Source organism: Pseudomonas sp. HY13-MNA-CIBAN-0226, from assembly GCF_040310305.1.
GTDB lineage: Bacteria > Pseudomonadota > Gammaproteobacteria > Pseudomonadales > Pseudomonadaceae > Aquipseudomonas > Aquipseudomonas gregormendelii.
Genome location: NZ_JBEOPS010000026.1, coordinates 38,820 through 64,499, shown reverse-complemented (window position 1 = coordinate 64,499; position 25,680 = coordinate 38,820). Strand labels below are relative to the sequence as shown.

The window sequence follows — 25,680 nt, the reverse complement described above, 5'->3', positions numbered from 1 at the left end:
CAAAGAAAGCAGCGAAGAAAAAACCGGCGAAAACCGCTGATGAAAAGCGCGCGGACAAGAAGGCCAAGAAGGTGGACGTGTTCGGCCATTGATCCCGCAAAAAGGGAGCCCGGTCCTCGGGCTCCTGCTGCACGGCTGTGCAGCGTCAGCATCGCGTCCCCCGCGATGTTCGTAAGGTTCGCCCACTGAAAAAAGTTCAATTTTTGCTGCGTAATGGTCGACTAGTGGCCTTGCGTACGGTTATTGCGTGTCTATGCTGACTCGTAACAAGGAGTGGTATGCGAAAGGGAGTTACTCATGAAACTGTCAGGTTTGGCTCGATTCCGGGCTATCAAGAGAAGGATGTCTTGATAAGAGCGTCGCACCATGGACCCTCCGATTGAACATCATTTATCACCTGAGCGAACCCTCCATGTTATGGGGGGGCGTATGCCATGTTCCATGGAGCATTGTGGTGGATACGTAGAAAGGCCGAACTTTCTTCAATCAAAAGACCGTGCTTAGGGTGATACGACATGTTTAACCTACATCACAAGGCTGACCTGCTGGAAATCGAGCGCTTCAGTGGCGCGTTGACCGAAGCCAACGGCAAGCTGGCCGCGGTCAGCCGGTCGATGGCAATCATCGAGTTCACCCCTGATGGCACCGTCATCGATGCCAACGAGAATTTCTGCAGCACCATGGGTTACAGCGCCGAGGAAGTACGCGGCAAGCACCACCGGATTTTTTGTGAGGAGGCGTTTTACCGCAGCGAGGAATACGCGAAGTTGTGGCGGGACCTGGCGCGGGGCGAACCGCTCAGTGGTACGTTTCAGCGCCTGGACAGGAACGGCCGGGAGGTCTGGCTGGAGGCCAGCTACATGCCGGTATACGGGGCTGATCGGCAGGTGCAAAGCGTGATGAAAGTCGCGGCGGACATCACCGCCCGGATCAATCGGGAGCACGAGAACGACAGCCTGCTCGCCGCTATCGGGCGCTCCATGGCCGTCATCGAATTCAAGCCGGACGGTACCGTTATCACGGCCAACGATAACTTCCTCAAAACCATGCATTACTCGCTGAACGAAGTCGTGGGCCAGCACCACAGCCTTTTTTGCCATCGAGCTGAGAGCGAGTCGCAGGCCTACAAAGCGTTCTGGGCCTCGCTTAATCGCGGTGAATATCACTCGCACCGTTTCGAGCGCAAAGACAAGCACGGTCATACGGTGTTCCTGGAAGCGTCCTATAACCCGCTGTTCGATGCCAAGGGGCGCCTGTACAAAGTCGTCAAGTTCGCCAGTGACATCACGACTCAGGTCACCACCCTGCAGACCGCTGCCGAATCGGCTCACAGCACTTCGGTACAAAACGACGCCTGCGCCCAGAAAGGCTCCCAGGTGGTGCAGCAGACCGTGCAGATCATCCAGGACATTTCCCGCGACCTGAATGAGGCGGCACTGAGCATTGATGCCGTGAGCAAGCAGTCCGAAATTATCGGCACCATTGTCCAGACCATTCGCGGCATTGCGGATCAGACCAATCTGCTGGCACTCAACGCCGCCATCGAAGCGGCCCGGGCGGGGGAGCACGGCCGTGGTTTTGCGGTGGTGGCCGACGAAGTCCGCAGCCTGGCAGCGAGGACCAGCCAGGCGACGCTGGAGATTGTCGAAGTGGTACGCAAGAACCATGACCTGTCGCTGAACGCGGTGACGAGCATGCAGTCGAGCCTGAGCCGCACCGGGCTTGGGGTTGAACTGGCGAACGAAGCGGGGGAGGTGATCCTGGAAATCCAGCAGGGCTCGCGGCATGTGGTGGATGCGATCAGTCAGTTCAACTCGACGTTACAGTTGAACTGATCGCCGCGATTGCACTCACCCAACTTCACGGCAAGCCATTGCAGCCATGCCTGAGAAACCCCGGACGTTGCGCCAGCCGTTGAAAATACTCATCGACGGCGGGCAGGTCGGGGCGATCCATGGGGGTCATCAGCCAGCGGTTGATCGACAGGCCGATGACGATGTCGGCCACGGTAAAGTGCGGCCCGGCGACATAGGCACCGGTGGCCTTGAGCTGTTGCTCGAGTATGGCCATTTTCTGGTTCCAGCCGCGCACCCCGGTGGCGATCAGGTGCGGGTCAATGAACTCCGGATCCCGACGCACCAGCCCGGTGAACGCATAACTCCAGGAACGATTGAGTTCGGTGGCCTGCCAGTCCATCCATTGCTCGACGCGGGCCCGGGCTGCCGGTTCGCCAGGCAGCAGTTCGGTGTGATGGTGCTTGCCGGCGAGGTAGCGACAGATGGTGTTGGATTCCCACAACACACCGGCCTCGTCGATGATCACCGGCACCTGGGCGTTGGGGTTGAGCTTGATGAATTCGGGGCTGTGGGTTGATGCGAAGCCGCTGCCCCAGTCCTCACGTTCGTAGGAAACGCCCAGTTCGTCGCAGGTCCACAGGACTTTTCTGACGTTGATCGAGGACGCTTTACCAAGAATCTTCAGTGCATGTTCCATCGAGCTACTCCTTTAGCGTTCAGCCGCTTCAGGAATCTGACAGGGTAATGTCCGACTGGCAATCAGGCCGGGTCCGGTAGTGCAGAAGCGGGCAAACCGAAGGTGCGATCAAACAACCAGTTGAACGCGAACGTGTAGCAGGGGATGAAGATGATCAGCGCCAAGTCCAGCAGGAAGGCTTGTACCAGGCTGATGTTCATCCACCAGGCGATCAACGGGATCAGAAACACTATCAAGGTTAGTTGAAATCCCACTGCATGGGCGATGCGCCGTTTCACGGTGCGGGTACGCGACACCTGACGGCTTTCCCAGCGCTCGAACAGCGAGGTGTAGATGAAATTCCAGGTCACGGCGATGGTGGTAATGATCACCGCCAGGGGGCCGGTGCTGCCGGGCGATGTGCCCGACAACAGCGCCAGGCCAAGTGCCGAGAATGTCATGCCGATGATTTCATACAGCGACACATAGACCAGCTTTCGTTTGAGACCTTGCATGGATACAACCTCTTGCGACGAATAAAACGCCAGGTTTGTTGAAACGACTGGCGGAGGCGGCGCAAGATAGCTTCAATTAGGATGACAGAAAAAGTCAGAAGCTTTCAGTTTTATTGACAGGTTAAACATGAGTTTCAACAGCGATAGCATCGAACTGTTTCTTGCCGTGATTGAGCGCGGGTCGTTTTCTGCTGCCGCTCGATCCTTGGGCCGGGTGCCATCGGCGGTCAGCATGGGGATCGCCAACCTGGAGGCTGAACTCGGTTACCTGTTGTTCGATCGCAGCCATCGCGAACCGGTGCCAACCGCCATGGCCGCTGCGCTGGTGCCCCATGCACGGTTGATCGCCGAGCAGCTCAAGCAGTTGCAGGTGCACGCCATCGAGCTGTCGTTGGGGCTGGAAAGCAAGTTGTCGATTGCAGTGGTGGCCGACCTCGACAAGCACGCGGTGCTGGCCGCGATCAAGATCATCGCCCGGCGTTTTCCGTTACTGGACATTGAACTGCTCACCGCTGCGCAAGATGACGTGTTGGCGATGCTGCACAGCGGCAGGGTCAGTGTGTGCCTGGCGTTCGCCGGGCTGAGCATGAACGTGCTCGAACGCTTCCAGTTTGTCGGTTCGGAACGGATGATTGCCACACTCTCGGCGGATTATCCGCTGGTACCGGGGCAGGATCTGTTTCTGGAAGACCTGGTGCACCTGCGCCAGATCATCGTCGCCAGCCGTGATCTGCCGATCAGTGACACCCGGCCGCTGTTGGGCGAGTCCCATTGGCGCACCGATACCCTGGCGATGGCGCTGGACATGGTTGAAGCCGGGTTGGGTTGGGGTAATTTTCCGCAGTCGGTGGTGCAGCCATTACTCGACGCGGGCCGGCTCCAGCGCCTGAATTTCCGCAATATCGAGAATGGCCTGGTGCTGCCAGTGCATGCGGTGTGGCTCAAGAGCCAGCCGCTGCAGAAGGGCGCGTTGGCGTTTGTGGAGCTGATGGCCAACCAATGACACCGGCCTCCTTCCGCAGGAGCTGCGATCTTTTGACCTTGATCCTGGTAATCAACGGCAGAATCAAAAGATCGCAGCCTCGTTGCACTCGACAGCTCCTACAGTGGGGGGCGCGTTTCTTCAGAACCGTCGCAAGTTACGTACTCTCGCGCACCTTCAACTCAAACCCCATGTCCAGCACTGGCCTGGCCACGGTATTGCCGGCCAGCAAGGTCAGCATCAACTCCGCCGAACGCCGGCCGATGGCCTCGCGCGGCGTACTGATGCTGCTCAGGCGCGGCACCATGTGCGCTGAGGCCGGCAGGTCGTTGAAGCCCAGGATTGCCACCTGTTCCGGGACCTTGATCCCGAACCGCATGGCTTCGAGCAACGCACCCTGGGCCAGGTCGTCGTTGCCAAAGAAGATGGCATCGACGTCGGGATGACTGGCCAGCAACTGCATGAACAACTCGCCGCCCAGGCCAACGGAGGAAGGGCGCGGCGTCAGGATCTCCAGATCGGGATCGTACAGCCCGGCCTGTTGCAGCGCCCTGCGAAAACCTTCGCCGCGCAACAGGGTGCGCTGGTCCAGCTGGGCGCCGATGTAGGCCAGGCGCTTGCGGCCGCGGGAGAGCAAATGTTGCGCCGCTGTTTCACCGGCGGCCAGCTGCGAAAAGCCCACGCAGTTGACGCCCGCAGCGCTGTCGAGCTCCATCATGTACACACACGGGATGTTGCTGGCCTCGATCATGCGTCGCGAGCTTTCAGTGCGGTCAAAACCGGTCAGCAGCAAGCCCCGTGGCTGATAGGCCATGTAATTGCGCAGCAGGTTTTCTTCTTCGTCACGCGAGTAGTGGAAGTTGCCGATCAGCACCTCGAAGCCTTTGGGGCGTAAAACCTGATGAATGGCTTCCAGGGTCTCGATGAACAGGAGGTTGGACAGCGACGGCACCAGCACCACCACGGAATGGCCCTGTGCAGAGGCGAGGGCACGGGCGGCGGGGTTGACCACGTAGTTGAGTTCCAGCGCCGCCTTCTGCACCTTCTCCACCAGGTCGGCGGCCACGCTGCTGACCCCGCGCAGGGCACGGGATGCGGTAATCGGACTGACACCGGCCAGGCGCGCCACTTCGTTGAGGGTAGGGCGGCCAGTGGTGCGCGTATTCTTATCGTTTTTAGGGGAGATCATCGGACGGCTTGCCAAACAAAATTCGAGGCACTAAGGTAGCGCTGTCCCGAAGCAGCTGCAAATGCGTAAGCGAGTTTTGCCTGAACCTCGCTTCTCGGCGTTGGGTACGAAATGTTGCAACCCACAAAAATGACAAGAAGGCGTCGGCAACTTCTGCTTTTGAACCAGTGTCAAAGCTGGCAAAGGTAGCGCTGTCTGCGTGCTGAGGTGTTACATGAATCATCCCATCACCGCCCTGGTCATCATGGGCGTTGCCGGTTGCGGCAAAACCTGCGTCAGCGAAGCGCTGTGCCAGCTCAGCGGCGCAACGGCCATCGAAGGCGACACTTTCCATCCTGCTGCCAACATCGAAAAGATGAGCGCGGGCATCCCCCTCAATGATCAGGACCGTGCCGGCTGGCTCGACAGCCTGTGCGATGAACTGCGCCGGGTCGACGCCCAGGGCCAACGCCCGGTATTGACCTGCTCGGCCCTCAAGCACAGCTATCGCGAAGTATTGCGCAGTGCGCTGCCAGGCCTGGGTTTTGTGTTTCTCGAATTGACCCCTGAAGTGGCCGCCGAGCGTGTGTCGCACCGCCCGGGGCATTTCATGCCGTCGACCCTGATCGACAGCCAGTTCGCCACGCTCGAGTCGCCCAAGGGCGAACCGCTGACCCTGGCGCTGGATGCATCCAGCCATAGCGTCGACGAGTTGGCCGTTCAAGCACACCGCTGGTGGCTGGAACATGGCCTGAAACCCGGCGTATGAGTTTTGTGCGAAAAGACAGCGCTGTCCTGATGGCTTGCGAATTACCCGCTTTAATAACAACAACAACCAGGAGACACCCCTAATGTTTGGCATGTCCCACGAGACGTTCCTGCTGCTTGATGCAGTGGTCACGGTGATCGGGCTTATCGTCCTGATCACCAAGTTCAAATTCCACCCGTTCATCGCTCTGATCATTGCCGCAGCATTCCTCGGCCTGACCTCGGGCATGCCGATCGGCACCATCATCAAGGCATTCCAGGACGGCTTCGGCGGGGTGCTGGGTTTTGTCGGGATCATCCTGGCGCTGGGCACCATGCTCGGCAAAATGATGGCCGAATCCGGCGGGGCGGACCAGATCGCCCAGACCCTGATTCGCGCATTCGGCAAGGACAAGGTGCAGTGGGCGATGATGTTCGCCGCCTTCCTGGTCGGCATCCCGCTGTTCTTTGAAATCGGCTTCGTGCTGCTGATCCCGCTGGTGTTCATCGTCGCGCGGCGCACCGGTGTATCGATCATCAAGATCGGTATCCCGCTGCTGGCCGGCCTGTCAGCCGTGCACGGCCTGGTGCCACCGCACCCCGGCCCGTTGCTGGCGATCGGTGTGTTCGGTGCCGACATCGGCAAAACCATCCTGTACGGGCTGATCGTGGCGCTGCCAACTGCCATCATTGCCGGGCCGATCTACGGCACCTTTATTGCCAAGTACATTCCCGGTCATCCCAATCAGGAGCTGGTGGATCAGCTGGCGCGCGAGCCGGACGCCAAAGAACTGCCAAGTTTCAGCATTACCCTGATCACCGTGCTGCTGCCGGTGGTCCTGATGCTGCTCAAGACCTTCGCCGATGTCGTGCTGCCTGAAGGTAACTTCTTCCGCTCGTTCATGGACCTGATCGGTCACCCGATCTCGGCGCTGCTGCTGGCGTTGCTGCTGTCGCTGTACACCTTCGGCCACCGCCAAGGCATCGGTTCCAACCAGATTCTCAAATTGCTCGATGCCAGCCTCGCGCCGACGGCCGCGATCATTCTGATCATTGGTGCAGGTGGTGGCTTCAAGCAGATGCTGGTGACCAGCGGCGTGGGTGACGTGATCGGCCACATGGCGGTCAACGCGCAGATCTCGCCGATCCTGCTGGCCTGGCTGGTGGCTGCGGTGATCCGTATCGCGACAGGCTCGGCCACCGTGGCGACCATCACCGGTGCAGGCATCGTGGTGCCGGTGGTGGGCATGATCCCGGGCGTGAACCGTGAGCTGCTGGTGCTGGCCACCGGCGCCGGTTCGCTGATCCTGTCCCACGTCAACGACGCCGGTTTCTGGCTGGTGAAGCAGTACTTCAACATGACTGTGGCAGAAACCTTCAAGACCTGGACCGCGATGGAGACCATCCTGTCCGTGGTGGCGTTGGGCTTTATCCTACTGTTGTCGATGTTCGTGTAAGCGCTGTTTGAAGCACAAAAAAACCGCAGCAATGCGGTTTTTTTGTGGGCAGGGGGTGGGGGCGGGGGGCGGGTCAGGCGTCAGCCGCTGGTTTTGCTGGCCAGCCCATCGGCGCGGAACATCCCGCGAATGCCGCGCACGGCCTGGCGGATCCGGTCCAGGTTTTCGATCAGGGCGAAGCGCACGTGATCATCGCCGTATTCACCGAACCCCACGCCCGGCGAGACGCAGACCTTCGCCTCGGCCAGCAACTTCTTGGCGAACTCCAGCGAACCCAGGTGCGCATACGCCTCTGGAATCTTGGCCCAGACGTACATCGCCGCTTTCGGATTTTCCACCATCCAGCCCAATTCATGCAGGCCTTTGACCAGCACGTTACGGCGCTGCCGGTATTGCTCGGCGATGTCCTTGACGCACTGCTGATCCCCCTCAAGCGCGGCGATGGCCGCTACTTGCAGCGGGGTGAAGGTCCCGTAGTCGTGGTAGCTCTTGATCCGCGCCAGGGCGTTGACCAGCTCCGGATTACCGACCATGAAACCGATGCGCCAGCCGGCCATGTTGTAGCTTTTGGACAGGGTGAAAAACTCCACCGCAATGTCCTTGGCGCCCGGCACCTGCATGATCGAGGGGGCTTTCCAGCCGTCGTAGACGATGTCGGCGTAAGCCAGGTCGTGTACCACCAGCACGTCGTACTGTTTGGCGAGGGCGATCACCCGCTCGAAGAAATCCAGTTCCACGCACTGGGCGGTGGGGTTGGATGGAAAACCCAGGATCATCATCTTCGGCTTTGGAATCGAGCCGCGAATGGCCCGCTCCAGTTCGGCGAAAAAATCCACACCCGGAATCAGCGGCACCGAGCGCACCTGGGCGCCGGCAATCACGGCACCGTAGATGTGAATCGGGTAGCTGGGGTTCGGCACCAGCACGGTGTCGCCCTGATCCAGCGTGGCCAGCATCAGGTGCGCCAGGCCTTCCTTGGAGCCGATGGTGACAATGGCTTCGGTTTCCGGGTCGATGTCGACCTGATAGCGATCCTTGTACCAATTGGAAATCGCCCGGCGCAGGCGTGGAATGCCCTTGGACGTGGAATAACCGTGGGTGTCTTCGCGTTGGGCAACGGTGACCAGTTTCTCGACAATGTGCGGCGGTGTCGGCCCGTCGGGGTTGCCCATGCTCAAGTCGATAATGTCTTCGCCACGACGCCGGGCGGCCATTTTCAGCTCGGCGGTGATGTTGAAAACATAGGGGGGGAGTCGATCTATGCGCGCAAAGCGGCGCGGCGAACCTTGTTCGGCCATTGTTGCCTCGGATAACGTAAGCGCCCGGAACCGTCCGAGCGACGTTGGCCACTGCGGTGGCCTGTGGCGGAATGTAAGGGCAGCTGTGGCAAACTGTCCAGCGGCTTTGTAAACAAAATTTTCCGAAGGAAACCGTTCGATGGAATTCACCAGTGGCTTCTTGCTGAGCCTTTCGCTGTGCCTGGACATTGGCGTGGCCAACATCGCGATGATCACCCTGGCGATGCAGCGCGGCTATTTTCAGGGGTTTGCCCTGGGCTTGGGAACCTGCGTCGGCGACCTGATCTACGCCGTGCTGGCACTGGCTGGCATGACCGTTTTGCTGCAGTACGAGACCGTGCGCTGGGTGTTGTGGATCGGCGGCTCGGCGCTGCTGATGTACTTTGCGGCGAAGATGATCTATTCGGCCATTCACCACGAAGCAGTGCTCGCGCAAACGGCCGAGGTGGGGCAGAACTCCCATCGCAAGGAGTTCTTGCGCGGGATCTTCCTGGCCATGTCGTCGCCCAGTGCCATCCTCTGGTTTGCCGCAGTAGGCGGCACCCTGATCGCGCGTTCGGGTGCCGGTGGCCCGCTTGGGTCGGCGTTGTTCCTGGGGGGCTTCTTCTGCGCCGGGCTACTGTGGAGTGGTGGCCTGTGCTTCGCGGCGAGCCATGGTGGCAAACTGTTGGGCGATAAGTTGCTGCGTTACTCCTACATGGCATCTGCAGCGATCTTCTGCTATTTCGCGGTGTATGTGATTCTATCGGGCTACAACGAGTTTATCGGCGGCGGCGCGGTCGAGCAGTTGCACGCGCTGTAATTTGGCGAATCGGGTTTGGCTTCTATACTCCCAGCCGAACCCACTTTTTACCTTCCAGGAGTCGAGTCATGGACGAGCAAAAAACCGTGGAAATAACTGAACCTCGCTTCGAGCATGGGCACTTCCTGTTGATCGCAGGGCTTGGCGGGCGATTCACCCAGGACACTACGGCTGGCATCCCCGATCTCTGGGAAAAATTCATCCCCGAGATTGGCAATATTCCGGGTCAGAAGGGCGAAGTGACCTACGGCATCTGCTGCAATCCCGATGGCAAGGGCGGCTTCGAGTACATTGCCGGCGTCGAGATCAGCAAGCTCGATGATTTGCCCGAGAAATACCGCTGGGTCGAGGTTCAGCCCCAGCAATACGCAGTATTCGAGCACAAAGGTTCGCTGGACAGATTGCCCCAGACGTTCCAGTACATCTGGAAAACCTGGTTGCCGGGTTCCGGGCGCGAGGCGGCGGATGCGCCGGAATTCGAGCGCTACAGTGCCGACTTCAACCCGACACTGAACACCGGTTCGCTGGAAATCTGGCTGCCACTCAAGCCGCAATAATCTATGATCTGCAGCCCTTTCATCGCCGAAATCGAGTTGTCATGACCCCTGTTATCCGCCTCGTCACGCCTGCTGACCTGGACCGCTGCTACGCCATTGAAACCCTCGCCTACGAAGGCGATGAGGCCGCGACCCGGGAAAAGATTGCGACCCGCATTGCCACCTGGCCTGAGGGTTTCATCGTCGCCGAGGTGGATGGCGTGGTCGCCGGTTTCATCAATTCCGGTGCGGCGTTTGAAGTGCAGATGTCGGACGAGGCCTTCAAGGAACTGATCGGCCACGATCCGGCAGGGCCTAACGTGGTGATCATGTCGGTGGTGGTACACCCGGATTATCAGGGGCAGGGCCTGGCGAAAATGTTGCTGGGCGAGTTCATCGAAAGGATGCGCGGGCTGGGCAAGGCGAGCATTCACCTGATGTGCAAAGAGCGGCATATCCCGCTGTACGCCGGTTTCGGGTTTGCCTACATCAAGCCATCGGCGTCGGACCATGGCGGAATGGCGTGGCATGAGATGACCCTGACCCTGTAGGAGCTGCCGAAGGCTGCGATCTTTTGACCCTGATCTTCGGTCCCCCCCGTAGGAGCTGCCGCAGGCTGCGATCTTTTGATCTTGATCTTTAAAAACAAGATCAAAAGATCGTCCGATCGCGGCCCGAGCCTTCGGCAGCTCCTACGGGGGGATGTTTGAGTCAGTAAAGACTGTCCTTCACCCGCGCTGGCGCTTCCCGGTCATACGATTCGGCATCAAACGCCCCATCATTCAACCGCTTGTGAAACGCCCCGGCCGTCGGCAGTGCCGAGCGATCCAGGTATTTGTCCGGGTTCCACAGGTCCGAGCGCACTATTGCCTTCGAGCAATGGAAATACGCCGCGTCCACCGTCACCAGCATCGCCGTGCGCGCCGGCTTGCCGTTGACCGCAAAACTCTCCAGCAACTGTGGTTCGGCGCTGATTTGCGCCGTGCCGTTCACGCGCAATGTCTCGCCGATCCCCGGGATGATGAACAGCAGCGACACCCTTGAATCCAGCACCACATTGCGCAACGTGTCGATGCGGTTATTGCCGGGGCGGTCGGGGATGGCCAGGGTCTGCGAATCGATGATGCGCACGAAACCTGGGGTATCGCCTCGCGGCGAACCATCCATGCCGTCGGGGCCTACCGAGCTGATGATCACCAGCGGCGAAGCGCGGACCATCGCCTGGTAATCCTCGTTGAGGAAGGGAATCTGCTTGCGCACGGCGCGATCGTGGGGAAGGCCGTACAGCGCCTCCAGTTCTTCAATGCTGTTGAGCATGACCAGACTCCTCGAAAACCAGGCCCATTCGCCGTTCATAGCCGATCCGGCCCCGATAGGCTTCGCCGCTGTCGACCCAGCCAAACCGGGCATACAGCGCGATCGCCGCGGTGTTGTCCGCATCCACCGACAGTTCCAGCCCCCTGATTTGCGGCCAGGCCTGGCGCGCAACCTGGGGCAGGGCCTGCAGGCACGCCTTGCCGTAACCCTTGCCTTGCGCCCGTTGATCGACCTGCAAGGCATGCAAGGTGGCGCTGTGTTCATTGGCCCAGGCAGGCAGGACCGGCGGGCGTTTGAGCAGCAGAAAGGCGACGGGAACACCTTCGACCAGCAGGGCAAATCCCTTCACTCCCGGGCCTGGCTTGGACAGCAGGGAGTGCAGCGCGCCGTGGATATCGCCGCTGAACCTGATTTGCTGCGGATGAACTTCAATGGCCTCGACCTGCTGGCGCTGGAGCGTCGTCAGGGTTTCATAAGGCACGAGTTGAGCTGTCACTGGAGAGTCCTTGTTCCATCACAAATGATTTCCGGATTCTAGCGATTTTGCGCGCAGGGTTTATTTTTATTTGGACTGTCGATCTGGCATTCCACCGGACGACTAAGGGTGTCTTCACAACAACAACCACGGAGCACGCTCATGACTGCTACCACCGAAATCCAGACCCTGATCGACACCTACCGCCAGGCAGTGATCGGCAAGGATGTGGAGAAAATCATGGCCCTGTATGCCGATGACGTCGTCTCCTACGATGCGGTCAAGGCCCTGCAATTTCGCGGCAAGGCCGCCTACCGCGCGCATTGGCTGGCGTGCATGGAGATGTGCCCGGGGCCGCACACCTTCGACTTTGATCACGTCAACATCGTCGCCGACGAGCACATTGCCTTCGCCCACTGGCTGGCCCATTGCGGCGGCACTAACGAGAAGGGCGAGACCCAGGCCTGCTGGATGCGTGTCACCGCCTGCTACCGTCGCGACGCGGGGCAATGGCGCATCGTGCATGAACACTGGTCGGCACCGTTCGACATGGCCAGCGGCGCGATGCTGTTCGATTTGCAGCCCTGATGCGTGGGCTGGTCGTCGGGAAAGGGCGCCTGGGCGCCAAACTGAGCCATAGTTGATCCGTTCGATCCGGGAGTGCGCCATGAAGTATTTATGCCTGGTCTACAGCAACGAGCGTGAACTGCATTCGCTGCCAGAGAGCCCCAAAGACGAAGAGTGCATGGCCTATGCCGAGTCGATCCAGGGCAGCGGCCGGATGATCGCGGCCGAGGCGCTGGAGTCGGTGCAGACCGCCACCACCGTGCGCATGCGCAACGGCAAGGTGTCGATCACCGACGGCCCGTTTGCCGAAACCAAGGAGCAGTTGGCCGGCTTCTATCTGATCGATGCACGGGACCTTAATGAAGCCTTGCAGGTCGCCGGGAATATCCCGGCGGCCCGGGTCGGCTGTGTCGAGGTGCGCCCCGTTCGCCAGTTGAATCCCTGAATAACAATCACAACAGGAGATCCTTCATGAGTCCGCATGCCCTTCAACAAAAACCTGCGGCTTTCGAGTTGTCCATCAGCCGCCTGATCGATGCCCCGCGGCGCAAGATTTTCCGCGCCTGGACCGAGCCGGCCTTGCTCACCCAGTGGTGGGGACCCCACGGCATGACCACGCCCGAATGCGAAATGGACCTGTGGGTGGGCGGGCAATTTCGTACCCTGATGCGCGCCCCGGACGGTGCCGAATACCCGACCCAGGGGGTGTTTCTGGAAATCGTCGCGCCCGAGCGGCTGGTGTTTACCGACGCGTTTATCCCCGGCTGGATCCCTTCGGGCAAACCTTTCATGTCGGCTCAGGTGACGCTGGAGGAACGTGATGGCAAGACGCTGTACACGGCGCGGGCGATGCATTGGTCGGAAGAAGACCGCCAGGCGCACGAGTCCATGGGCTTTCACGATGGTTGGGGGCAGAGCCTGGATCGACTGGTCACGCTGGTGACCGAAGGCATGCCGGACTGATGCCTGGCGCCGCCGTCAGCGCTCGGGTCGAGCAGGTTTACCGGGAAGACTCGCGGCGAATCCTGGCGACACTGATTCGCCTGCTCGGGGATTTCGACCTGGCTGAAGAGGCGCTGCACGAAGCGTTCTTCGTCGCGGTCGAGCGCTGGCAACGGGACGGCGTGCCGGATAATCCACGGACCTGGCTGGTGTCTACCGGACGCTTCAAGGCTATTGATGTGTTGCGTCGTCGTGCCCGGTTCAACGCCTCTCGCCCCCTGTTGATCGCGCAGCTGGAAGAACTGGAGCAGGCGGACTGGAGTGGCGAGGAAGTGGAAGACGATCGCCTGCGGCTGATTTTCACCTGCTGTCACCCGGCACTCGCCGCCGACGCGCAGGTGCCGCTGACGCTGCGGGAAGTCTGCGACCTGACCACGGAAGAAATCGCCCGGGCGTTCCTCGTGGCACCCGCCACCATTGCCCAGCGAATCGTGCGGGCCAAGGCGAAGATCCGTGACGCGAAAATCCCCTACCAGGTGCCGACCCTGACGGAATTGCCCGAGCGCCTCGACAGCGTGTTGCGGGTGATTTACCTGGTGTTCAACGAAGGCTACTCGGCGTCTGTAGGTGATGAGTTGACCCGCGAGGATCTGACTCGCGAAGCCATTCGCCTGGGCCGTCTGTTGATGGAACTGCTGCCCGAGCCGGAAGTGATGGGGCTGCTGGCGCTGATGCTGCTGCACGAATCCCGCCGGCCGGCACGAACTTCTGCTGACGGCGAGTTGATTGTGCTGGATGAGCAAGATCGCGGGCTGTGGGATGCCGGGCTGATTGCCGAAGGCTGCGGCTTGATCGAGCGCGCCTTGGCCGGCGGACGGTTTGGTCCTTACTGCCTGCAAGCGGCGATTGCGGCGGTGCACGCCGAGGCGGTGACTGCGGCGGATACGGATTGGCCACAGATCGTGGGTTTGTACGACGTGTTGCTGCGGGCGGTGCCGTCGCCCGTGGTGGAGCTCAATCGTGCGGCGGCGCTGGCACAACGGGATGGGCCATTGGTGGGGTTGACGCAAATCGACGGGATTCTGCAGCGCGGTGAACTGCTGGATTACCACTTGGCGCATTCGGCCCGCGCCGAGTTTTGCCGGCAGTTGGGCCGGGTAGAGGAGGCTCGGGCGGCGTATTTACGGGCGCTGGAATTGACCCGGCAGGTGCCGGAACGGCGGTTTCTGCAGGAGCGCTTGCGGGGGTTGGATTAGCAAAAGATCGCAGCCTTCGGCAGCTCCTACATTTTGAAATGCGATCCCCCTGTAGGAGCTGCCGAAGGCTGAGATCTTTTGCTCTCATTCCAACATCTTGCCCAACAACCAACTCCCCGCCGGCCCCGGCGGATGCAGCCGCGACCACAGTGCATCAACAAACAGCGGTTTCGGCCAGCCGCGCACCTTCAATTCCACCAGCTCTCCCGCACCAAATCGTCCCACCAGCCAGCGCGGCAATGGCGCCCAGCCGAACCCGCCCTGGGCCATTTCCAGCAGCATCAGGTAGCTGGGCGCCGACCACACTCGGCCCTTGGCCCGGCTTTCATACGGATTGACGATGGTCGCCAGGCGCAGTTCACGATGCTGCTGCAGCAGGTCCTGATCGATAGGGCTGAGCTGCGCCAGCGGATGTTTGCGCGAGACAAACAGGGCAATTTCCGTTTGCTCCTCGACCGTCGAACTGACCAGGTCCGGTGGGTAGCTGTCTTGCTTCTCGGCAAACGCCACATGCGCCCGACCACGCTGGACCAGTGCCACCAGGTCATCGCACTCGGCAATCAGGCACTCCAGCTCCAGATCCGGGTAACGCTGCTCAAATGCCCTCAACGCCGCCTCGAACCGGTCGGACTGGTAGGTATCGGAGATCGCCACGGTGAGCTTTGCCTCAACTCCTTGTGACAGCTGGCTGGCGGTCATTTCCAGGCGACTGGTGGCCGCCAGGATCTCTTCGGCCCGTTGCAGCATCACATGCCCGGCCGTTGTCAGGCCGGGTTTGCGGCTGCTGCGATCGAACAAGGTCAGGTTGAGGTCGATTTCCAGGCTGGCCACGGCAGCGCTGATGGTCGACTGGCTGCGCCCAAGCTTGCGCGCCGCTGCGGAAAACGAGCCTTGAGTGGCTGCCTGGACAAACGCCAGCAACACTTCGTGGGAGGGCATGAGCTATCGCCTTGATCGATGGTTATTGGTTATGAAGTATCGGGGTGGTGGTGGATCATGGCAACCACAGTCACTCAAGGAGTCAGGTCATGAGCACCGACAAATCCATCACAGAACGTGTATTCCAGGCGGTAGGTTTTGAACTGCTGGCCATTGTCATCTGTACGCCGTTGCTGGCGTGGGTCATGGATAAACCGATGCTCGACATGGGCGTCGTCACGATGGCCATCGCGGCCCTGGCGCTGGCCTGGAACGTGCTGTTCAACGGCATGTTTGACCGTTTACTGACACGACTTGCGATCGTGCGTACAGCCTGGGTTCGGGTGGTGCATGCGCTGCTGTTCGAAGGCGGGCTGGTGGCGCTTGGCGTGCCGTTGATTGCCTGGTGGCTGGATATCAGCCTGTGGCAGGCTTTTGTCCTGGACATCGGCGTGCTGCTGTTCTTCCTGCCGTACACCTACGTTTATCACTGGGTGTATGACGTGATTCGCGAGCGTGTGCTGCTGCGTCGGGCCTGCCAGGCCTGACACGCCCCTTGTAGGCGCTGCCGAAGGCTCGGGCCGCGTTCGGACGATCTTTTGATCTTGTCTTTAAAATCAAAAGATCGCAGCCTTCGGCAGCTCCTACGGGTTGTGCCGCGGCATCAGATACGGGTTATGCCGCGGCCTCAAAACAATTTGGTAAACAACCAATACAAACTCCCCGACAACAAAATCGCCGCCGGTAACGTCAGCACCCACGCCATCAACAAATTGCGGATAGTCTTCATCTGCAACCCGCCACCATTGGCGACCATGGTCCCGGCAACCCCCGAGGACAGCACATGGGTGGTCGACACTGGCAGTCCAAATATATCCGCCGCGCCTATGGTCAGCATCGCCACGGTTTCTGCCGAGGCGCCTTGGGCGTAGGTCAGGTGCGTCTTGCCGATCTTCTCGCCAACGGTCACCACGATGCGCTTCCAGCCGACCATGGTCCCCAGCCCCAACGCGATGGCCACGGCGATTTTCACCCACAGCGGAATAAAGCGCGTGGCGTTGTCGATCTGTTGCTTGAACAACTGCAGCTTGCCGGAGGTGTCGGCGTCAAAATTGCCCACCTTGTTCTTGTCCATCAGGCGAATGGTTTCGCTGGTCAGGTACATGTCGTTTCGCACGTTACCCATGGCCTGCGCCGGGACTTTCGACAGCGAGCCGTAGCCCTTCACCTCGTTGCCAATGTTGCCAGTCAGGGCGGCGAGGGCGGGGATCAATTGCGGCGTCACTTCCTTGCTGCGTACGTAATCGGACAGGATCGGCCGCGGGTCTGCCGGGGCTGGCTGCGGCGAGCTGCGTACCAGGGCTTGCTGGGTCACCTCCGCCACGGCGGCAAATTGCAGGGCCTGGTCCGCCGGCATGGTGCGGTTCAACGCATAGGCCATGGGCAGCGTACCCACCAGAATCAACATGATCAGGCCCATGCCTTTCTGCCCGTCATTGGAGCCGTGGGCAAAGGACACGCCGGTGCAGGTCAGGATCAACAGGCCGCGAATCCACCAGGGCGGTGGCGTGTTGCCTTGCGGCGCTTTGTACAGCGAACGATTCTTCACGAAGGCGCGCAACGCCAGCAGCAACAGGGCGGCAAAACCGAAACCGACTAGGGGCGAAAGCAGCAGCGCATAACCGATCTTGGTCGCCTGCGCCCAGTCCACGCCGCTGGTGCCGTCGCGCCCGTGCATCAGTGCATTGGCCACACCGACACCGATGATCGAGCCGATCAGCGTGTGCGAAGAAGACGCCGGCAACCCCAGCCACCAGGTGCCGAGGTTCCACAGGATCGCGGCGATCAGCAGGGCGAAGATCATCGCGAAGCCGGCCGAAGAACCCACCTGCAGAATCAGCTCCACGGGCAGCAGGGCGATGATGCCGAACGCCACCGCGCCGCTGGATAACAGTACCCCCAGAAAGTTAAAAAAGCCGGACCAGGCCACGGCGAAATTCGGTGGCAGCGAATTGGTGTAGATCACCGTAGCCACCGCGTTGGCGGTGTCGTGGAAACCGTTGACGAACTCGAAACCCAAAGCGATCAGCAGCGCGACGCCGAGCAGCAGAAACGGGGTCCAGGTGGTGACCACGGTGCCCAGTTCCTGCATGTCATGCATCAGGCTGTAGGCGGTGAACAACAGCCCGCTGGCCAGCACGCCGAAGAAAATCACCAGGGTGAACAGGCCGGGTTTTTTATCGAACTGCGCTCTGGCGCTACCAGCGGAAGCCGGGACTTTGGCGCTGTAGGAGGGAGTAGCCATGACGGGGACAATCCTGAGGGGGAGGAATGTCGCCCATGATCGTTGCTAAATGTTACAGGGAGCCTGCTTCAGGTCAGGGTTATGGGTTTTTGCGGGCGCCGTTGATCTTAATAATCCTGCCGCTTGCGAAAAGCCCAGCGCCCGGCAATCACGGTGAAGGTGGCCACCAGCGCCACCAGAATCCAGAATCCCTGCGGATCTCCTGCCAGCGGCACTCCTCCCACGTTCATGCCAAAAAAACCGGCAATGATGTTGATCGGCAGTGCCAGCACCGTCACCACGGTCAGGGTGAACAACGTGCGGTTGCTTTGCTCGTTGAGATTGGCGGCGATTTCTTCCTGCAACAATTTGATGCGCTCACCCAGTGCCGTCAGGTCGTTAATGATCAACGCGAACTCCTCGGTGGACTTGCGCAACTCCTTCACGTCTTCCTTCTGCAACCACTGCGGCGGTCGATTTAGCAAGCGCAGCAATGAACCCGGCTCCAGTGCCAGCAAGCGCTGCAAACGCACCAGCACCCGACGGTTGGCGCCCAGTTCGGCGCGGTTGGTCGACAGTCGCGAGGACAGCAGTTCGTCTTCAATCTGATCAACGCTCAGGCTGGTGCGCCGCACGATCTGGGTCAGCACTTCACCTTGATCGCGTAGCAGATGCACGAGTAACTCCAGGGGCGAACGAAAGCGCTCACCGGCTTTGACCGACGAGCGCAGCTTGTCCACCGAGTGCAAGGGTTGCAGGCGCGCGCTGATGATCAGCCGGCTGCGGGCGCAGACCCACAGCGTCGACACATCGGAGGACACCATGCTGCTGAGGTTGAATACCACGTCGTTGACCACCGCCAGCAGCGCTGAATCCACATGCTCGATGCGCGTTGATCGCGAGCCTTCGTGAAGGGCTTCGAAAAACTCATCGGGCAATTCCAGATGGCTTTTCATCCAGCGCTCGCAGGCGGCGTGTGCCAGGTTCAGGTGCAGCCAGAGGAATTCTTCGCTGTCCTGGGGCTGCTGCAGGCACTGCAGCGCCTGGGCCGAATCGATCTCTCGGCCAGGCTCGCCGGGCCGAAAACTGAAACCGTACAGTAGACCGAACAGGTCCTGGTCGCGATGGCTGTGATCGATGCTGTGGTTCATGAGCTCTCGCTGCGGGAGGCGAATGTTGCAAAGTTTTACAGGAACACTTAAGCCGCAGCATGGCGCTGAATTATTACCATTTTATGACGTTTTGATGATGGATGATTCTCGTGCGCCATTGGTCTAAATCGCTAAAGAAAGGCTCTGGCCCGCCGATGACGGGTAGCTGGTTCTATTGCGATGAAGGTCGTGGACCTGCGTCGCCGACAGGGATGTCCGGACATCTTGCACGCCTGCCTGGCGTGTCTTATCCCTGCCATGAGATACCACTCGATGTTTTTGCAAAAATCCCTGAGAGCACAAATCCTCGCTTTGTTGAGCGGCAGCCTGCTGGCGATGTTGCTGATCGCGCTGTCCTGCTTTCACTTCTTGTCTGGCGGCGTTCAGAGCTACGCCAATCTCATCGAAGGTCCTTTGCACACTTCGCAGTTGATCGACGAAGCCAACCTGCAATTCAAGGTGCAGGTACAGGAATGGAAAAACGTCCTGCTGCGTGGCAAGCAACCGGCTGAACTGGCCAAGTACTGGAAGCAGTTCGAGGACCGCCAGCACGACGTGCAGAATATTCTCGGTGAACTGGCCGGGCAGAAGGGCATCGAACCGCAACTGAAGACGCGCATCGAACGTCTGCGCGATGAGCATCGCCAGCTGGGCGCCGCTTACCAGACGGGACGCGATGCCTATGTGGCGGCGGGTGCTGATCCGACGGTGGGGGACGCCGCGGTCAAAGGTGTCGACCGTGCCGCCAGCGAGCAGATGAGCGAACTGGTCAGCGAGCTGCGTAAGCAGGGCACTGAGCAGTCGACAGTGATCAGCGCCACTGCCGATCGCACCGTGTTGCTGGGTCTCGTGGTGATGCTGGTCTCGGGTTTGTTGATCGGCCTGTTGAGCCTGTGGCTGGTCGACCGCAACCTGGTTGAGCCGATCCGCAAGTTGATCGACTACGTGGCTCAACTCAGCCAGGGACGTTTTGCCGAACGAGTGGCCAGCACCCGTCAGGATGAGTTGGGCAAGCTCGCCGTTGCGGCCAATACCCTGCGCGACTTTCTCGCCGATACGTTTAGTCGTCTGCAGCGCAGTGCGTCGGACCTGGACAGCGCCAGCGGCGAGTTGAAGTCGATCGCGAGCCTCATGGCCGGTGGCACCAATGAACAGTTCAACCGCACTGATCAGGTGGCGACGGCGATGAACGAAATGTCCGCTACCGCCCAGGAAGTTGCGCGTCACGCAGCCGACGCAGCACGTGCTGCCGACGACGCCGACCAGTCAGCCCAGCAGGGCGAAAAAGTCATGCAGGGCACCATTCAGACCATCACCTTGATGCGTGGTGAAATTGCCAATACCGCGACGGTCATTCGCCAGCTGGAAACCGACAGCGGGCGTATCGGCAAGGTTCTGGAAGTGATTCGCGGCATCGCCGAGCAGACTAACCTGCTGGCGCTCAACGCCGCGATCGAAGCCGCACGGGCTGGCGAAGCAGGACGCGGTTTTGCCGTGGTGGCCGATGAAGTTCGCAGCCTGGCCCAGCGCACGGCGGCGTCGATTATCGAGATCAACCAGATCATACAGACGGTGCAAACCGGTGCGGTGGATGCGGCTCATGCAATCGAGAGTGGCCAGTCCCGCAGTGAGGAAAGCGTTGCGCAAGTTACCCAGGCTGGCGCCATGCTTGAACGTATCACCCTGGCGGTGGAAGCGATCCGCGACATGAATCGCCAGATTGCTACGGCTGCCGAAGAGCAGACCTCAGTGGCCGAGGACATTTCGCGGAACCTGACCGAGATCACCAGCATTGCCAGCACCAATCTGGATAACGTGCAGCGTACTGAAGCGGCCAGCCACAACCTGCACGGTTTGTCCGGGCAGTTGAATGAGGTGACGGCGCGCCTGAGTGCGTAGTTTTTTCGGAACAGCAAAAAGCCGCACGATCGTGAAATCGTGCGGCTTTTGGTTTGGTTAATCAGTCGTCTTGTTTGTTCTTCAGAACTTCGCCGGTCGCAGCGTTCAAGTCGACGTCCCACTCAACGCCTTTGGCGTCTTTGAGTTCGACTTCGTACTCGTAGCCGTTGAAGTGGTTATCCAGGTCGCTATCGGTGATGGTGGCGCCTGGGTGCAGTTTCATCACGATCTGGTTCAGTTCTTCCAGTGGCTTGATCTTTTTGTCCTTGACCAGTTGCGGGATCTGATCCATCGGAACATCGTCAGCCTGGGCCAGGCCAGCGGTGAGGGTCAGAGCAGCAGCGGTAAAGAGAGCAGTCAAAGTTTTCATTAGGTTCTTTCCTTGGATGAGCTGTTTAAGTGGAACCAGATTAACTGTGGCAACTTAATTCAGGCTTAATTCCCCTGTTTTTGCAGGAGCAAGACTTGTGTGGTAGCAAGGCTTGCCCGCGACGCAGTCACCTCGGTCCCAACTCAATACCCATTATTCTGCAACAACTGCCCAACACTCGCCGCCGCTGGACGCTTGTAGAACTTCAGCAGCTCACTGGCGCGGTTGGTGAAGATGCCATCAACCCCCGCATCCGTGACCTTCTGATAATCCACCGCATCGTCGATCGTGTAGACGTGCACCAGCAATCCCTGATCGTGGGTGTACTGGTTCATCCACGGTTGCACCAGGTCAGAGTAGCTCTGGTCACCGCCCTTGGTCAGCGTCGCAGAAGGACCGGTGCCGATGGCGCCGGCAGATTTAGCGTACTCGACCCATTGCTGGAATTCGGCTTTGCTTTTGGGTTCCTGTTTGGCGTAGTAGGTGGCTTTGTCCTTGTCGCCGGATTCAGCGAAGGTCACTTTGGACTTGGGCTCGATGCTGCCCGGGCCGACCCACAGCAACAAGATCTTCGGCACCTGGGGCATTTCCTTTTCCAGCAGTTCCAGGCTGCTCTTCTCGAACGTCTGCAGCACCACCTTGCCTTTGCCCTGGCCGACGGCCAGTGGGCTCTTTGCCAGCTTTGAACCAGCGGGGCTCAGCCAGCCGCGGTCCTGGAGCTTGTCCTTCAAATCACGTTCCAGCCCTGGAAACTGCTTCGGTTCCTTGGTCTCGATGTACAGGCCCGGCTTGTGCAACGGATTGCCCTGGGCGATATCGATGATTTCGTCGAGGGTCAGGATCTGCAGGCCGACGAATGAGGGGCGAGCGCGGTCCGGGTAGGCCTTGTTGAACCAGCTGCCGGCGTCGAGAGTTTTCAGCTCGGCGAGGGTGAAGGCGTTGGCCGGGCTGTCCTTGCGCTCGGGAAACTTGCTGGCTACGTCGGTGGTGCGTTGCAGGTTGTCGTCGTGCAGGGCGAAGAGTACGCCGTCTTTGCTGCGCTGCAGGTCCAGCTCGAGATAATCGGCGCCCAGGTCGCGGGCCAGCTTGTAGGCGGCGGCGGTGGATTCCGGTGCATCGAATGACGCGCCGCGGTGCGCAATCACCGCAGGGTGCGGTATACCCATGCGGGTTGCCAGCGCCTTAGGGCTTGGCTCGCTGGCGGCCTGTGCCTGGCCGAGACCGAGCAGCACGCTCAGCAGCAGAGCGCTTTGGGTGAAGGTGACAGCCATGGTCGAGGTCCTTTCGCAGTTTTCAAAGACGTCCCTTTTAACAACTGAGCGCCGACAGCGCTATCGCCAGACCGACATAAACCTGTTTAAAGCCATTTTTTTCAGCGCATTTGTGCGCTTCTTTGCAGTACTCTTGGCCACGGCAGTTTCCCCGGCAGAGGGAAACCCGTGCACCCGCCTTGCGTGTAAACCATCGATCACTCGTTGTGAGGTTTATATGCGCATCACTTCCCAGCTCATCTGCCAGGCCGCCGACCAGCTCAAGGGTTTCGTCGGCCTCAACCGCAAAACCGGCCAATACATCGTACGTTTCAGCGAAGATTCCTTCGGCATGGGCGTGGCGGATGACGGCATTATTCCTATAAGTGAGTTCGTCTGGGCACCCGGTCCGGATCAGGGCATGACGCTCAAGCGCGAGTTGATTCAGTTACTGCTGGATCAGAACATCGATGACCGGATCAACGTGACCGAACCGTTGCGGGTGTACATGAACCGCAGGGAAGTGCCGGAGATTTTGGCGCAGCGCAGTCTTGTGCAGGGGTGAGGCGTTCCGACGAAGTGGCCCGACCAGGCGCCACATCAATTGTTAGTTGGCGGGTGCTCGAGCACAAGGTGCTGGTGCATTTGCGAAGTCAGGTTCTCGATGCGCTCGGTCAGCGCTTTTGTCATCTCGGTCAGGCGAGTGTTCTGTTCCAGCAATTCCAATAACTGCGCGGAGTTGTGCGCCGCCTGTGCCTGGCGCTCGGTGTTGGCCACCGCCAGTGCTTCGCGGTGCTGGGCGTCGGCATCCGACTGGGCTTTGTCCCGTGCTGCCTGGCGAGTCTGGGCCAATAGAATCAAGGGTGCGGCGTAGGCTGACTGCAGGCTGAACGCGAGGTTGAGCAGGATGAACGGATACAGATCGAAGTGCGCCACGCCAAATACATTGAGGCACACCCACAGCACTACGATCAGCGTCTGTGCGCCGAGAAAGGTCGGGGTACCGAAGAACCGCGCGAATGCCTCGGCGCGCAGGGCGAACTTGTCGTTGCCAAAGGTCGGGGCGAGGTGAGCATGACGGCGGTGGAACCGCAGGTGATCGACAGGGGCCGCGGGTTTGGAATCAGTCGTCGTGGTCATGGTGCTCTCTGCGGGTCGTTAGGACAGAGGCACACTATAGCGCTGGCGCCGGTTTCATTCTGAAACACATCGCGAAGTTTCATGCAGCGTCAGCGAAACGTTGACCAGCGGTCAGACCTTGTCATTTATGCCAGCTGATAACAGGCCAGGAACATGTCCAGGGCCGAATCCACCACCTGGTCCTGCATCGCGGCCTCAAGGCTCGGCAAACCCAGGGAGATCTGTGGCCAGAACGCGAATGACTTGAGCATGCCTTGTATCTGATGCGCGGCGAAGGCCGGGTCGACCGGCTTCAGGCGACCATCCGCCTGTGCTGCACGAATCCACACCGTCAGGCCTCCCTCGCGCTCGTTCATGCGCGCAACCATGTCCTGACCGCGCTCGGGGGAATGGAGGGTGGCAGCAATGGCGACGCGCGCCAGGTTTAGAAAATTCTCATCCCCCAGCGTGTGCATCTTTGCCATCAGCAACTGGCGCATCTGGCCGCGCAGGGGCTCGTCGGGCTGGTACGCCACATCCTGTTCGGCAGTGACCCGGGCCCACAGCTGATTGAGGATCTCGGCAAACAATTCCTCTTTGCTCGGGAAGTGGTTGTACACCGTGCGCTTTGACACGTCCGCCGTCGCGGCAATCTTGTCCATGCTGGTGATGTCGAAACCGTTGGCGCGGAATTCGGCAATGGCAGCCTGGATGATGGCTTCGCGTTTTCGATCGGTCAGGCGCTTTGGAGCTGTCATAAGTACGCTTCGGCAGGAAGAGAGAAGAATTACACTGAGCAGTTTACTTGTGATCGGCTTTGATGCAACCTTGAAACTACACCGTGCAGTGTAATGTTGTGTTAATCCTGCGCTGTTAAAAAATAGATCTCTGGCTGATGCGTGCATGCTTGGCCATTCATCCCGGTTCACCGAGTTAACACGCAATCGTTTGCGCTCGTTCTGGAGTTTTTTATGGCCATCTCTGATTCAGACACGGTTCGCGAACCTGAATCTTCCCGTCAAGTCGAAGGGCTCTTTCGCAACCATGCCCCCGTCCAGCGCGAAGGCCTGCGCAAGATGCTGCGCATCATGTGGAACATGATCTTCCACAAACCGCGCAACACCCGCCCAGCCGCCGCGGTGCCGGTGCAGCCGCTGACCCGCGAGGCGCTGATCGCTGCACCCAATCACAGCGTCTACCGCCTTGGCCACTCGACCGTATTGCTGAAAATGCGCGACAAATTCTGGATTACTGATCCGGTGTTCGCCGAACGCGCATCGCCCGTGCAATGGGCCGGGCCCAAGCGCTTTCATCAACCGCCGATCAGCCTCGAAGCACTGCCGCCGATCGAAGCGGTGATCCTCTCCCACGATCATTACGATCACCTGGACTATCAGGCCGTGCTCCGGCTCGCGAGCAAGGCCAACTATTTCCTGGCCCCGCTGGGCGTGGGTGACACACTGATCAAGTGGGGAGTCGATGCCAGCAAGGTGCGACAACTGGACTGGTGGCAAGGTACCGAGGTCGACGGCATCCAGTTCATCGCCACGCCGTCGCAACATTTTTCCGGCCGTGGCCTGTTCGATGGCAACAGTACGCTATGGGCTTCATGGGTGATCATCGACGCCGATACGCGGATCTTTTTCAGCGGCGATAGCGGGTACTTCGATGGCTTCAAGCGCATCGGTGAGCAGCACGGCCCGTTCGACCTGACGCTGATGGAAACCGGCGCCTACAACGTCGAATGGCCGCATGTGCACATGCAGCCTGAGCAAACCCTGCAGGCGCACATCGACCTCAAAGGGCGCTGGCTGCTGCCTATCCACAACGGTACTTTCGACTTGTCGATGCATGCCTGGTACGAACCGTTCGACCGCATCATGGCACTGGCCTGGGAGCGCAGTGTTTCGATAACCACCCCTCAGATGGGCGAGGCGTTTAACCTGAAGCAACCTTCCCGCGGGGAAGCCTGGTGGTACGAAGTCGAGCAGCCGGTTTACCAGAACCAACAAAGCCCGGGGTAAAAGCTACGGCTTGAAGTGAGTATTCGTAAGTGATCTGAGGAACGGTGATGATGCAGTTCTGAACGGTCTCGGCAGGCTGGCGAGTCAGTGAGTTCTGTCACTGGCCATCCGTCATCGCACGGTTGGTGAAT

Annotated in this window: 28 protein-coding genes and 2 pseudogenes; 17 read left to right on the top strand and 13 right to left on the bottom strand. The window is 59.9% G+C overall.

What is annotated here, in order from left to right; all coding sequences use genetic code 11:
• Positions 1-515: 515 nt before the first annotated feature.
• A pseudogene (locus AAEZ05_RS30880) lies at positions 516-1,292 on the top strand (PAS domain-containing protein); the annotation flags it as partial.
• An 84-nt stretch (positions 1,293-1,376) separates the two neighbouring features.
• Complete coding sequence (locus AAEZ05_RS30875; RefSeq protein WP_502947793.1) at positions 1,377-1,835, top strand: methyl-accepting chemotaxis protein; 459 nt, start codon at positions 1,377-1,379, stop codon at positions 1,833-1,835.
• Between the two features lie 25 nt (positions 1,836-1,860).
• Here the strand turns inward: AAEZ05_RS30875 and AAEZ05_RS24875 are convergent, their stop codons facing one another.
• Positions 1,861-2,493 carry a glutathione S-transferase family protein gene (locus AAEZ05_RS24875; RefSeq protein ID WP_350599994.1) on the bottom strand — a complete coding sequence of 211 codons (633 nt, stop codon included), beginning with the start codon at positions 2,491-2,493 and terminating at the stop codon, positions 1,861-1,863.
• A 62-nt stretch (positions 2,494-2,555) separates the two neighbouring features.
• The gene (locus AAEZ05_RS24870; protein ID WP_045061546.1) at positions 2,556-2,987 is read right to left on the bottom strand and encodes a PACE efflux transporter; all 432 of its coding nucleotides are present in this window, start codon (positions 2,985-2,987) and stop codon (positions 2,556-2,558) included.
• 127 nt (positions 2,988-3,114) lie between these two features.
• On the opposite strand from AAEZ05_RS24870, the gene AAEZ05_RS24865 reads away from it, so the two are divergent.
• Entirely contained in the window at positions 3,115-3,990 is an 876-nt protein-coding gene (locus tag AAEZ05_RS24865; protein WP_350649337.1) for a LysR family transcriptional regulator, read from the top strand.
• A gap of 136 nt (positions 3,991-4,126) precedes the next feature.
• Here AAEZ05_RS24865 and gntR read toward each other — a convergent pair whose 3' ends face one another.
• Positions 4,127-5,158, bottom strand: coding sequence for an HTH-type transcriptional regulator GntR (gene gntR, locus AAEZ05_RS24860; RefSeq protein ID WP_350649335.1), 1,032 nt, complete (start codon positions 5,156-5,158; stop codon positions 4,127-4,129).
• A gap of 214 nt (positions 5,159-5,372) precedes the next feature.
• Here gntR and AAEZ05_RS24855 point away from each other — a divergent pair, with 214 nt between their 5' ends.
• Positions 5,373-5,906 carry a gluconokinase gene (locus tag AAEZ05_RS24855; RefSeq protein ID WP_045061549.1) on the top strand — a complete coding sequence of 178 codons (534 nt, stop codon included), beginning with the start codon at positions 5,373-5,375 and terminating at the stop codon, positions 5,904-5,906.
• An 82-nt stretch (positions 5,907-5,988) separates the two neighbouring features.
• Positions 5,989-7,341: a GntP family permease gene (locus AAEZ05_RS24850; RefSeq protein ID WP_350649333.1), complete on the top strand. Its 1,353-nt coding sequence runs from the start codon at positions 5,989-5,991 to the stop codon at positions 7,339-7,341.
• Positions 7,342-7,421: 80 nt separating this feature from the next.
• On the opposite strand, the gene alaC is transcribed toward AAEZ05_RS24850, so the two are convergent.
• Entirely contained in the window at positions 7,422-8,639 is a 1,218-nt protein-coding gene (alaC, locus tag AAEZ05_RS24845; protein WP_045060723.1) for an alanine transaminase, read from the bottom strand.
• Positions 8,640-8,778: 139 nt separating this feature from the next.
• Between alaC and AAEZ05_RS24840 the strand changes: the two genes are divergently transcribed.
• The 3 genes from AAEZ05_RS24840 (at position 8,779) to AAEZ05_RS24830 (ending at position 10,528) form a co-directional block, all read left to right on the top strand.
• Entirely contained in the window at positions 8,779-9,441 is a 663-nt protein-coding gene (locus AAEZ05_RS24840; RefSeq protein WP_205892672.1) for a LysE family translocator, read from the top strand.
• A 68-nt stretch (positions 9,442-9,509) separates the two neighbouring features.
• Positions 9,510-9,998: a GyrI-like domain-containing protein gene (locus tag AAEZ05_RS24835; protein WP_205892671.1), complete on the top strand. Its 489-nt coding sequence runs from the start codon at positions 9,510-9,512 to the stop codon at positions 9,996-9,998.
• 41 nt (positions 9,999-10,039) lie between these two features.
• Positions 10,040-10,528, top strand: coding sequence for a GNAT family N-acetyltransferase (locus AAEZ05_RS24830; RefSeq protein ID WP_205892670.1), 489 nt, complete (start codon positions 10,040-10,042; stop codon positions 10,526-10,528).
• A gap of 160 nt (positions 10,529-10,688) precedes the next feature.
• Here the strand turns inward: AAEZ05_RS24830 and AAEZ05_RS24825 are convergent, their stop codons facing one another.
• Positions 10,689-11,294, bottom strand: coding sequence for a pyridoxamine 5'-phosphate oxidase family protein (locus AAEZ05_RS24825; RefSeq protein WP_350649331.1), 606 nt, complete (start codon positions 11,292-11,294; stop codon positions 10,689-10,691).
• Positions 11,278-11,790, bottom strand: a complete 513-nt coding sequence (locus tag AAEZ05_RS24820) for a GNAT family N-acetyltransferase (RefSeq protein WP_045060728.1) — start codon at positions 11,788-11,790, stop codon at positions 11,278-11,280. Before AAEZ05_RS24820 ends, AAEZ05_RS24825 begins: the two co-directional genes overlap by 17 nt.
• 141 nt (positions 11,791-11,931) lie before the next feature.
• Between AAEZ05_RS24820 and AAEZ05_RS24815 the strand changes: the two genes are divergently transcribed.
• The 4 genes from AAEZ05_RS24815 to AAEZ05_RS24800 all read left to right on the top strand — a co-directional run bounded on the left by AAEZ05_RS24815 (position 11,932) and on the right by AAEZ05_RS24800 (position 14,534).
• Positions 11,932-12,357 (top strand): YybH family protein, encoded by a 426-nt coding sequence (locus AAEZ05_RS24815; protein WP_045060729.1) that lies wholly within the window; start codon positions 11,932-11,934, stop codon positions 12,355-12,357.
• A 79-nt stretch (positions 12,358-12,436) separates the two neighbouring features.
• Entirely contained in the window at positions 12,437-12,781 is a 345-nt protein-coding gene (locus tag AAEZ05_RS24810) for a YciI family protein (RefSeq protein ID WP_045060730.1), read from the top strand.
• 26 nt (positions 12,782-12,807) lie between these two features.
• Positions 12,808-13,299 carry an SRPBCC family protein gene (locus AAEZ05_RS24805; protein ID WP_205892668.1) on the top strand — a complete coding sequence of 164 codons (492 nt, stop codon included), beginning with the start codon at positions 12,808-12,810 and terminating at the stop codon, positions 13,297-13,299.
• Positions 13,299-14,534: an RNA polymerase sigma factor gene (locus AAEZ05_RS24800; protein ID WP_350649329.1), complete on the top strand. Its 1,236-nt coding sequence runs from the start codon at positions 13,299-13,301 to the stop codon at positions 14,532-14,534. Before AAEZ05_RS24805 ends, AAEZ05_RS24800 begins: the two co-directional genes overlap by 1 nt.
• Positions 14,535-14,618: 84 nt before the next feature.
• Here AAEZ05_RS24800 and AAEZ05_RS24795 read toward each other — a convergent pair whose 3' ends face one another.
• On the bottom strand, positions 14,619-15,473 hold the full coding sequence (locus tag AAEZ05_RS24795) for a LysR family transcriptional regulator (protein ID WP_350649327.1): 855 nt from the start codon (positions 15,471-15,473) through the stop codon (positions 14,619-14,621).
• Between the two features lie 89 nt (positions 15,474-15,562).
• On the opposite strand from AAEZ05_RS24795, the gene AAEZ05_RS24790 reads away from it, so the two are divergent.
• A complete protein-coding gene (locus tag AAEZ05_RS24790; protein WP_045060734.1) occupies positions 15,563-16,000 on the top strand; it encodes a multidrug/biocide efflux PACE transporter in 438 nt (145 codons plus the stop codon).
• Between the two features lie 140 nt (positions 16,001-16,140).
• On the opposite strand, the gene AAEZ05_RS24785 is transcribed toward AAEZ05_RS24790, so the two are convergent.
• Together AAEZ05_RS24785 and AAEZ05_RS24780 are read right to left on the bottom strand one after the other, a co-directional pair.
• Positions 16,141-17,757 (bottom strand): inorganic phosphate transporter, encoded by a 1,617-nt coding sequence (locus AAEZ05_RS24785; protein ID WP_350649324.1) that lies wholly within the window; start codon positions 17,755-17,757, stop codon positions 16,141-16,143.
• Positions 17,758-17,864: 107 nt separating this feature from the next.
• A complete protein-coding gene (locus AAEZ05_RS24780) occupies positions 17,865-18,887 on the bottom strand; it encodes a transporter (RefSeq protein ID WP_045060736.1) in 1,023 nt (340 codons plus the stop codon).
• 180 nt (positions 18,888-19,067) lie between these two features.
• On the opposite strand from AAEZ05_RS24780, the pseudogene AAEZ05_RS30870 reads away from it, so the two are divergent.
• Together AAEZ05_RS30870 and AAEZ05_RS30865 are read left to right on the top strand one after the other, a co-directional pair.
• Positions 19,068-19,856: pseudogene (locus AAEZ05_RS30870) on the top strand (methyl-accepting chemotaxis protein); the annotation flags it as partial.
• Between the two features lie 162 nt (positions 19,857-20,018).
• On the top strand, positions 20,019-20,786 hold the full coding sequence (locus tag AAEZ05_RS30865; RefSeq protein WP_414704646.1) for a methyl-accepting chemotaxis protein: 768 nt from the start codon (positions 20,019-20,021) through the stop codon (positions 20,784-20,786).
• Positions 20,787-20,847: 61 nt separating this feature from the next.
• Here the strand turns inward: AAEZ05_RS30865 and AAEZ05_RS24770 are convergent, their stop codons facing one another.
• Complete coding sequence (locus AAEZ05_RS24770) at positions 20,848-21,156, bottom strand: PepSY domain-containing protein (RefSeq protein WP_045060738.1); 309 nt, start codon at positions 21,154-21,156, stop codon at positions 20,848-20,850.
• Positions 21,157-21,299: 143 nt separating this feature from the next.
• Complete coding sequence (locus tag AAEZ05_RS24765) at positions 21,300-22,427, bottom strand: glycerophosphodiester phosphodiesterase (protein WP_350649322.1); 1,128 nt, start codon at positions 22,425-22,427, stop codon at positions 21,300-21,302.
• A 217-nt stretch (positions 22,428-22,644) separates the two neighbouring features.
• Between AAEZ05_RS24765 and AAEZ05_RS24760 the strand changes: the two genes are divergently transcribed.
• Entirely contained in the window at positions 22,645-22,971 is a 327-nt protein-coding gene (locus tag AAEZ05_RS24760; protein ID WP_350649320.1) for a DUF2025 family protein, read from the top strand.
• Between the two features lie 35 nt (positions 22,972-23,006).
• Here the strand turns inward: AAEZ05_RS24760 and AAEZ05_RS24755 are convergent, their stop codons facing one another.
• Positions 23,007-23,546 (bottom strand): DUF1003 domain-containing protein, encoded by a 540-nt coding sequence (locus AAEZ05_RS24755; protein ID WP_045060741.1) that lies wholly within the window; start codon positions 23,544-23,546, stop codon positions 23,007-23,009.
• A 125-nt stretch (positions 23,547-23,671) separates the two neighbouring features.
• Positions 23,672-24,283, bottom strand: a complete 612-nt coding sequence (locus tag AAEZ05_RS24750) for a TetR/AcrR family transcriptional regulator (protein WP_205892660.1) — start codon at positions 24,281-24,283, stop codon at positions 23,672-23,674.
• Between the two features lie 213 nt (positions 24,284-24,496).
• On the opposite strand from AAEZ05_RS24750, the gene AAEZ05_RS24745 reads away from it, so the two are divergent.
• Positions 24,497-25,549, top strand: coding sequence for an MBL fold metallo-hydrolase (locus tag AAEZ05_RS24745; RefSeq protein ID WP_350600009.1), 1,053 nt, complete (start codon positions 24,497-24,499; stop codon positions 25,547-25,549).
• Positions 25,550-25,680: the final 131 nt, after the last annotated feature.